This window comes from Candidatus Ozemobacteraceae bacterium (genome assembly GCA_035373905.1).
Lineage (GTDB): Bacteria > Muiribacteriota > Ozemobacteria > Ozemobacterales > Ozemobacteraceae > MWAR01.
This window is the reverse complement of the sequence record DAOSOK010000005.1, coordinates 170,117-178,321: the sequence shown is the minus strand read 5'-3', so window position 1 is coordinate 178,321 and position 8,205 is coordinate 170,117. Positions and strand designations below refer to the sequence as shown.

General features: G+C 63.1%; 9 protein-coding genes. 5 read left to right on the top strand and 4 right to left on the bottom strand.

Going from position 1 to position 8,205, the window contains the following annotated elements; all coding sequences use genetic code 11:
- Positions 1-116 (bottom strand): hypothetical protein (locus tag PLU72_03945; GenBank protein ID HOT27318.1); only part of this gene is annotated, 116 nt, incomplete at its 3' end.
- Between the two features lie 210 nt (positions 117-326).
- On the opposite strand from PLU72_03945, the gene PLU72_03940 reads away from it, so the two are divergent.
- On the top strand, positions 327-686 hold the full coding sequence (locus PLU72_03940; protein HOT27317.1) for a metalloregulator ArsR/SmtB family transcription factor: 360 nt from the start codon (positions 327-329) through the stop codon (positions 684-686).
- Positions 687-722: 36 nt separating this feature from the next.
- A complete protein-coding gene (locus PLU72_03935) occupies positions 723-2,837 on the top strand; it encodes a cation-translocating P-type ATPase (protein ID HOT27316.1) in 2,115 nt (704 codons plus the stop codon).
- A 90-nt stretch (positions 2,838-2,927) separates the two neighbouring features.
- On the opposite strand, the gene PLU72_03930 is transcribed toward PLU72_03935, so the two are convergent.
- Genes PLU72_03930 through PLU72_03920 form a run of 3 tightly spaced genes read right to left on the bottom strand, consistent with a single transcriptional unit; the run spans position 2,928 to position 5,709 of the window.
- A complete protein-coding gene (locus tag PLU72_03930; protein HOT27315.1) occupies positions 2,928-4,271 on the bottom strand; it encodes a hypothetical protein in 1,344 nt (447 codons plus the stop codon).
- 2 nt (positions 4,272-4,273) lie between these two features.
- Positions 4,274-5,410 (bottom strand): AmmeMemoRadiSam system radical SAM enzyme, encoded by a 1,137-nt coding sequence (gene amrS, locus PLU72_03925; GenBank protein ID HOT27314.1) that lies wholly within the window; start codon positions 5,408-5,410, stop codon positions 4,274-4,276.
- Between the two features lie 14 nt (positions 5,411-5,424).
- The gene (locus PLU72_03920) at positions 5,425-5,709 is read right to left on the bottom strand and encodes a metal-sensitive transcriptional regulator (GenBank protein ID HOT27313.1); all 285 of its coding nucleotides are present in this window, start codon (positions 5,707-5,709) and stop codon (positions 5,425-5,427) included.
- A 142-nt stretch (positions 5,710-5,851) separates the two neighbouring features.
- Between PLU72_03920 and PLU72_03915 the strand changes: the two genes are divergently transcribed.
- The 3 genes from PLU72_03915 to PLU72_03905 all read left to right on the top strand — a co-directional run bounded on the left by PLU72_03915 (position 5,852) and on the right by PLU72_03905 (position 8,204).
- Entirely contained in the window at positions 5,852-6,520 is a 669-nt protein-coding gene (locus PLU72_03915; protein ID HOT27312.1) for an AIM24 family protein, read from the top strand.
- Positions 6,521-6,572: 52 nt separating this feature from the next.
- A complete protein-coding gene (locus PLU72_03910) occupies positions 6,573-6,992 on the top strand; it encodes a hypothetical protein (GenBank protein ID HOT27311.1) in 420 nt (139 codons plus the stop codon).
- A gap of 537 nt (positions 6,993-7,529) precedes the next feature.
- On the top strand, positions 7,530-8,204 hold the full coding sequence (locus PLU72_03905) for a redox-sensing transcriptional repressor Rex (GenBank protein ID HOT27310.1): 675 nt from the start codon (positions 7,530-7,532) through the stop codon (positions 8,202-8,204).
- The last annotated feature ends 1 nt before the right edge of the window (position 8,205 follow it).

Genomic DNA, 8,205 nt, shown 5'->3' with positions numbered 1-8,205 from the left:
ATGAAGGTTCCCGGGTCGGTTCCGGCCGGGCAGCCTTTCGAGCAGGGCGGTTCGTGGCAGAGCAGGCAACGCCCGGCCTCCGCCACTGCCTGATCGAAGGTGAACCCAGGTTCCATGGCAGACAATTCAGGTCGCGATGTCACGAAGATCTTCCTCTCTTTCGTCTGATTCCCCAGTAAAAACCGTGTTTCTTTGCGACCAGCATACACCAGGCATCGTTTTTTCGTCTCCACTTTATCAACCTTGAAAACAGACCCAAGGCAGATGTTACGCCCACAGGCTATAAACTTCTTGCCAAACGGGAACCGGGCGAGTATATTTGATATATGAACAAGTGCTCATACATTCACTTTCCTGACTGGTGCTGCGATCATCGGCTTGATGAGGTGGCGGAGCTGTTCAAGTGTCTGGCCGACCCGACGCGGCTCAAGCTGCTCACGGCCATGGTTTCGGGCGAGCGAACGGTCGGGGAACTGACACGTGCGGCGGGAGCGACGCAGTCGGCGGTTTCGCACCAACTGCGGATTCTGCGCGCCATGCGGCTCGTGCGGGCGCGACGCGAAGGGCGGCATATCCATTATTCGCTCGCCGACGAGCACGTTTCGGACCTTCTCGAGGTTGCCATCACACACACGGGGGAACCGGCTGAGGCGGCGGCCCCGCATGTCACGGAGTTCGAGGATTGAATCGCCGCTGACAGCTGTCGAAAGGATGTTCTTACCATGAACAAGCATCCGACACACACGCACGTCTGGAAGGTCGTCGGTCTCGACTGCCCCACCTGCGCCAAGGAACTGGAAACAGAGATCCGTGGCCGAAGCGGCGTCGCCGAAGCCGAACTCGACTTCATGGGCGGCACGGTGCGCGTCACCTGCACTCTCGACGAAGGCTGCGAGGCGATCATCGACGGCCTGGCCGACGAACACGGCGTCACGTTCCAGCCCGTCATGCCGGCGGATTCGCGGCAGGCGGACGGGGCCGCAGAGGCATCGGCCGCTCCGGCGCCGCTCGAGGCCGCCGTCATGGTTGTTTCGGGGCTTCTGATTCTCATTGCCTGGCTCAGCGGACATTTCGCCCCCCTTCCTCTCGCGATGATCGTCGCGGGATGGCCTGTTGCCGGGAAGGCCGGTGCCGAACTGAAACGCCGGAGTCTCGGCATGAACACCCTCATGCTGTCCGCAGCCATCGGCGCAGGCGCGCTCGGCGAGTGGCAGGAGGGCGCGATGGTGCTGTTCCTGTACTCGATCGCGAAGTGGCTCGAACGCCTCAGCAGCGAGAAAGCCCGCTCGTCGATCGAGGCCCTGCGCCGCAACCTTCCCAGCCTCGCGCATCTCGTCGACGAGGCCGGGCACGAGCACCCAACGCCCGTCGGCCAGATTCGGGCCGGCGCAACGCTCCGCATCCGGCCAGGCGAGACGGTGCCGATGGACGGCACGGCGATCGAAGGCTCGTCGCACGTCGACGAAAGCAGCATGACGGGCGAGAGCACGCCGATCGTCAAGACAGCCGGCTGCGACCTGCTCGCCGGAACCCAGAACCTCGACGGCGCGCTTCTCATGACCGTCACGGCCCCGGCCTCGGAATCGCGATTCTCTCGCATCATGATGTCGGTCCAGAAGGCCCAGGCGCAGAAAACCGCGTTTCAGAGCGGCATGGACCGGTTCGCCGCGATCTACACCCCCGCGGTCGTCGCGATCGCAGCTGCGGTCGCCGTTCTGCCCCCGTTGCTCGGCCTCGCGGCGACGGCGACATCCGTATATGCCGCGCTCGTCCTGCTCGTCATCGCCTGCCCCTGCTCGCTCGTGCTGGCCTCGCCGGTGACGCTGGTGTCGGCCATGGCCGCCGCGGCCCGTTCCGGTATCCTGGTCAGAAGCGGCAGCGTGCTCGAGGAGGCGGCGGGGGTGACGACCGTCGCGTTCGACAAGACCGGCACCATCACCGTCGGAGAGCCCGGCATCCTCGATCTCATGCCGGCCGGCGACATGAGCGAGACGGACCTGCTCCGCATCACGGCCGCGCTCGAAGCCGGGTCGGAACATCCGCTGGCGCCGGCATTCCGCAAGAGGGCGCAGGAAGCCGGCATCGCGCTTCCCCATGTCGAGGGATTCAGTGCTGTGCGCGGCCGCGGCGTGACCGGCTGCATCGGAACGACCACCTACCGGTTCGGCACGGCCGAGTGGGCCCTGGAAAACTGCCCCGATGCCCTCCGAGACCTGCCGGCCATCCCGTCTTCCTGCGTGACGGTCTCCTGCCTATCGGACGGACGCTCGCTTCTCGGCACGGTCACGATGGGCGACGCGATCAGGCCCGAGGCGAAAGAAGCGGTCTCGCGGGTGAGCGGGTCGGGAGTCGCCCGGACGATTCTTCTCTCGGGGGACCGCGACGAAACGGCTCGCGAGTATGCCGCAACGGTCGGCATCGCCGAGGCCGAAGGCCGGTTGTCGCCCGACGCGAAGTGCAGCCGCATCGAAGCGCTGGCCAAAACGTCCGGCCCGGTCATGATGGTCGGCGACGGCGTGAACGACACCCCCGCCCTCGCGGCCGCGGCCGTCGGCGTCGCGATGGGAACCCGCGGCACCGACGCCGCCCTCGAAACCGCCGGCGCCGTGCTGCTGCACGACGACCTGCGCCGCCTGCCGCTGCTGATCGCCATCGCCAGGCGCTCCAACCGGATCGTCAGGCAGAACATCGCCCTCTCGGTCGGCCTGAAACTCGCCGTGTTCGCCCTGTCGCTGGCGGGATGGGCGACGCTCTGGATGGCCGTGCTGGCCGACACCGGCGCTTCGGTCATCGTCGTGGCCAACGGCCTCCGCGCCCTGAAAAGCCCCTCGCCCTGAACGGCTTCCCGTGCTTCGCCAGGGTCAGCACGAACGGGAACGCGAAATTGGCGTTTGGCTTCCGGGAATCGGGGAGGATTTCCGCCCCCGTCAGGGCTTGCGGAACGTTCCGACCGTATCGACCAGCTTCAGCAGATCCGCGCAGGCCTGCGCAGGGTCGGTGTTCTGTCGGGCGGCTTCGAGGTCGGCGGCCAGGCCGAACGGGTCCTGTTTCGGGTTGAACAGCGGCAGTTCGAGCCATTTCGCATACCCGCGGGCGAGTTGCGCCAGCAGCTTGACGAGATCGCCGTCCGGCCGGACGTCGAGCAACTGCCCGGCGCACGTTCGCACGCCGCCGAGAAATGCGCGAAGATCGTCCGCGTTGATCCCGTCCATGACGGGCTTGATGAAGGCATCATACGGAGGCAGTTTCCCGGCCGCGCGCCGGCGGTTGTACTGCTTCTGGAGCTGCATGAGCGCCCGCGCGGCAATATCCTTGCGGTCGAGCCGGAGTTCGGCGTCTTCCGCCGCCTCCCGCAACTCGGGAACGGCCTGCGCATCCATGGCTTCGAGCCAGCGGGGAAGCACGCGCGCGGCGGTGTCCGAAAGCAGCCAGCGGCCGTTCTTTCCGATCTTCTTGTGCCCCTGCTTGAGGGCCTTGCCGGGATCGATCAGCAGGAACTCCTTCGCCAGATCGCCGCGCTTCACGGCGTAATCGACATCCGAGGTCTTCCGGATCCGGGCGGCGATTTCCCCGATGCGCCTGCGAACGTCGGCCTTCATCGCCCCGCTCATTGCCCCAGACTCTTCCTCCAGCTTGCCCGCCAGGGCTTCCAGGAGCCTGCTTCCCCGCGCCTTCCACAGGCCATCCGGAGCCGCCCAGATGAGATCGGCGACCTTGCCGAGCGCGCCGGGGGTATCGTTGGCCTGGCCGACGCGGACGGGGTTCCGCAGGTCTTTCGGCGGAATCAGGCACGGTTTGAAATCGTCGACGATGCAGGCCTGGGCTTCCGTCAGGATCCCGTCGACCTCCTCCTCCATCTGCGATATCCGGTCATGCACGGACCCCATCGCTTCCTTCATCTCGTGATCCAGCTTTTGCGCCTGCTCCTGCGCCGTTTTCTCCGCGCCCGGCGCCAGATACAGCGAGTCGCGCAGGCCGGAGAACGTCTTCAGGATGCGCTCCTTTTCCTTCAGGAACGGTTCGACAGCGGTGTCGCGCAGCGTCTGCGCCTGGCGGGCCAGATCGGAGATCTTCCGCACCTGCTCTTTCGAAAGATACAGCCCCCGCAGAAGGTTCAGCAGGGAAATCTCCTCGCGAATCTCCTCGAGTTCAGCGACCGGTCGGGGCGCCGACCAGGCGGCGCGGGGGAAACCGGCGACGGAAGCCGCGCAAACGGCGATCGCCAGAACGAAGCCCGCCGCGGCAGAAACCCTCATATTATATGCTATCATATTCATCCTCCACGGAGTGATCCGGAACCCTTCCATTGGCCGGGAATGTTCGTCCGGCAGGAAGGACATGCGCCGCCGACGAGCGTGTTCTTCAACACCTGGAATCCGAGGCGCTCGATGAGCGATTTGCCGCAGGTCGGGCAATACGTATGGTTTCCCTCATGGCCGGGGACGTTGCCGGTGTAGACGTAGCGCAGTCCCGACTTCATCGCGATCTGTCTCGCCCGATCGAGCACGCCCACCGGTGTGGGCGGAAGATTCTTCAACTGGAACTGGGGATTGAAACGGGTGAAATGGAGCGGCACATCCGGGCCGAGATGCTCCGCCAGCCAGTCCGTCTCGGCCTTGATCGCCGTTTCCCGGTCATTCAGCGTCGGCACCAGGAGGGTGACGATCTCGAGATGCTTTTTGGCGGCCGCGATCCCTTTCAACGTTTCGAGCACCGGCGGCAGCGCTCCCTTGATCACCGATTCGTAATACTCGTTTGTGAAGCCCTTCAGCCCGACCGTGAACGCGTCGATCAGCCCCAGGAGGTCTTCGAGCGGTTTCCGTTGAAGATAGCCTGCCGTCACCATCACCGTCGGCAGACCCGCCTTTTTTGCCAGGCGGGCGATGTCCTTCATGTATTCGATGTAGATCGTGGGTTCGGTATAGAAGAAGGCGATGCCGCCGGCCTTGTATTCCCTTGCCTTGGCGATCACCTCGTCGGGCTGAAGCGAGTAGTTGCGCGTCTCTTCCGGGGCCTTCTGCGAAAACTGCCAGTTCTGACAGTAGCTGCAGCCCAGGTTGCATCCGGCGGTGGCGATCGAGAACGCGTTTCCCGGGAGCGGGAAATGGTATAGCGGACATTTTTCTATAGGATCCATGGCCAGCACGCAGGGAGAGGCATAGACAAGCGAATAATATTTCCCGCCACGGGGTTCCCGGACGCGGCACTGGCTGCGCTCGCCCTCGTTTCGGACACATCCGTTCGGGCAAAGCAGGCAGTGAATCCGGCCGTCCGGAAGCACCTCGTAATACTCCGCCTCCCGGGCCTGCGGCGGCACCTGGGCGCACGCTTTGATATTCAGCAACCCGGAAGGGACGCCCGACATAAGGCAGACGCCTGCGCATGCTCGCAAAAAGGTTCGGCGGTGCATGGATGACTCCTACGTCACAGGAGTTGAGAGAGAATCTGTTCCACCTCGTCGACGGCCGCCTTCGAACTTTTCTTTTGGATGGCGTGGGCCAGGCAGTGCCGGACGTGGTCGGTCAGGACGATGCGGCGGGCGCTTTCGAGCGCCGAGATCACGGCCTTCATCTGCTGCAGAATCTGCGTGCAGGGCTTCTCTTCGCCGATCATCCGACGGATTCCTTCTATATGGCCAGCTATACGAGCGAGTCTCCGGTCGACGTCCGGATGCGATTCGTGGTGATGATGATCGTCATGTTCGTTCATGTCCGCTCTCCTTCGTTCAATATCCCATCCCCGAGGATAGCACCTTCCGGTCGTCCCCGCCTTCGGTCGTTCGGATTTTCACACTTCAACCCCGGTACGGTATCATGAGAGCATCCGATTTCACCAAGGGAGGATGCAAGAGATGGCAGAGTTCAAGCTGTGCTCGAAAGACGAAGTGAATTACGTGGAGATCATCCTGAAGAACGAGTCGGTCCGGACCGAGTCCGGGGCGATGCGGTATATGCAGGGCGAGCTCGAGATGGAGTCTCAGGCGCCCAGCGTTGGCGGCTTCTTCAAGTCGATGATGTCCGGGGAAACGGCGTTCAAGCCGACCTACAAGGGAACCGGCAAACTGGTTCTCGAGCACAGTTTCAAGAATTTTCACCTGATCGAGCTCAAGCCCGGCGAAAGCTTCATTCTCGACCAGGGCGCCTACTACGCCTCGGATATCACGGTCGAGGTCAGCGCCTACAGGAACGCGGCTTTTTCGGCGTTTTTCTCGGGCGAAGGCTGGTTCCAGACCCTCGTCAAGGGGCCGGGCAAGGTCGTGTTCTGTTCCCCCGGGCCGGTTGAACTCGTCGAACTGACGAACGACAAACTGGTGGTCGACGGGAACTTCGCCGTGGCCCGCAGCGAGTCGCTGAAGTTCGAGGTCGCGAAGGCGACCAAGAGCCTCCTGGGCTCCCTCACCAGCGGCGAAGGCCTGGTCAACACCTTCACGGGAACCGGCCGCGTCTACCTCAGCCCCGTTCCCAACCGTCTGACGGCACTCGGCTGGCTCGTTTCGTCGATGATACCCCGGGGAAAATGAGCCGGCTCCGCTGATGCGATGCCGGGTTCCGACCGGGTATCCGGGCTAACCCATGGATGAACGGGCATTCCCGCGCGACGGCCTCTCCGGCTTCGGAGGGGTGATTCACCCTTCCGTGCCGGGAGGCCAGGCGACGGGCCTCGTGCGCATCTTCGCCGAAACGCTCACCTACGACGATCTCGAGCGGGATATCTCTTTCGAGTATCCCCTCGCCCGCTGCCGCCCCGTTCTCGGCGGCCACGAGAACGGCATCCTGTATTTTCAGCCCGAAGACGCGGCAGATCCGGTCTTTTACCTCGACGACCTCGCCCTTCTCGACCGGCTCGTCGAGCTCGTTCCGCCCGAACGGCGCCACCTGTACGAGGCCCTGAGGCGGAAAGGACGCCCGGGAAGCGGCCCCTTCGCCTGCTGCCTCTCGTTCGTCGTCGCTCTCGGCGCCCTGCTGGGCCTTCTCTTCGGCATTTCCCCCTGACGCTTCCGGAATTCCGAATTCCGGGGACGTGATACGCAACTTTCACAACCAGTTTTCGTTCGTCACCGTGCCCAACAGCGTTTCAGCAGATGAGCCGTCGTCGCCCAGATCACGTTTGAGGGATTCCCAGGCCACCAGACAAGGTATTGAGTCCTGCATATCAAAAACCAGCTTCGTGTCTCCGTTCGTGCTGAGCTTGTCGAAGCACGAACAGCCACTTTCCGATGATTCCTCATTTCGCCCTTCGACAGGCTCAGGGTGAACGGGTGGCGTTCATTCTGCAGGAATCAATAAGAATCCCGATGCTGAGAGATAAACCCAAGAAAATCGGAAGCATATCCTCCGAATTCGGTATCACGTCCCCCTAATTCGAGTTTGAATAGAGAAAATTTTCACGATTTCTCTTGACGCGCCCCCGCTCTGCCGATATATTCATATCGAGAAACTTTTCTCGTTATAATTTTCACAATCCGTTTGGAGCCGTCCGGTGCCAGCCTGAAGGGACGGGAACCGATCGATCAACCGGAGGACATCGCGATGACAGCCGGAAACAAAGAAGAGACGGGGATGCCGAGAATGGCGCCGGAACCGACTCTGCGCCGACTCCCTCTCTATCACCATTATCTGAAAACGCTCGCCGAGCGCGGGCGCGATGTGGTCTCGTGCACGCACATCGGCGCCGATCTGCGCCTCGACCCGACGCAGGTTCGCAAGGATCTCGCCGTCACGGGCATCAGGGGCCAGCCTAAGGTCGGGTATCGCATCGCCCAGCTTCTGACATCAATCGAGGAGTTCCTTGGCTGGAACAACCTGACGGACGCGTTTCTCGCCGGCGCCGGCCATCTCGGCCAGGCGTTGCTGGGGTACGAGGGTTTCTGCCGGTATGGGCTCAGGATCGTCGCGGCTTTCGACAGCGACCCGGCGAAAATCGGAACGACGGTTTCCGGTTGCAAGGTGCTGCCCTGCGAGAAGATCGCGGACCTCGCACGGCGCATGAAGATCAGGCTCGGCATCATCACGGTCCCGGCGTCCGCAGCCCAGCAGGTCGCCGAAGCCATGGTCGAAGGCGGCATCACGGGCATCTGGAATTTCGCACCCGTCTCGCTTTCCCTGCCTGAAGAGGTGATCGTTCAAACGGAGAACCTCGCCTCGGGCCTCGCCGTTCTTTCGACGAAACTCGGCCGCAAGCGCTCTCAAGGCGCATCCCGCTGAT

Bases quoted from the DNA above. Each gene is read 5' to 3' on its own strand.
- PLU72_03905 (HOT27310.1), top strand. From the start codon at position 7,530: ATGACAGCCGGAAACAAAGAAGAGACGGGGATGCCGAGAATGGCGCCG.
- PLU72_03940 (HOT27317.1), top strand. From the start codon at position 327: ATGAACAAGTGCTCATACATTCACTTTCCTGACTGGTGCTGCGATCAT.
- PLU72_03920 (HOT27313.1), bottom strand. From the start codon at position 5,709: ATGAACGAACATGACGATCATCATCACCACGAATCGCATCCGGACGTC.
- PLU72_03935 (HOT27316.1), top strand. From the start codon at position 723: ATGAACAAGCATCCGACACACACGCACGTCTGGAAGGTCGTCGGTCTC.
- PLU72_03930 (HOT27315.1), bottom strand. From the start codon at position 4,271: ATGATAGCATATAATATGAGGGTTTCTGCCGCGGCGGGCTTCGTTCTG.
- amrS (HOT27314.1), bottom strand. From the start codon at position 5,410: ATGCACCGCCGAACCTTTTTGCGAGCATGCGCAGGCGTCTGCCTTATG.
- PLU72_03915 (HOT27312.1), top strand. From the start codon at position 5,852: ATGGCAGAGTTCAAGCTGTGCTCGAAAGACGAAGTGAATTACGTGGAG.
- PLU72_03910 (HOT27311.1), top strand. From the start codon at position 6,573: ATGGATGAACGGGCATTCCCGCGCGACGGCCTCTCCGGCTTCGGAGGG.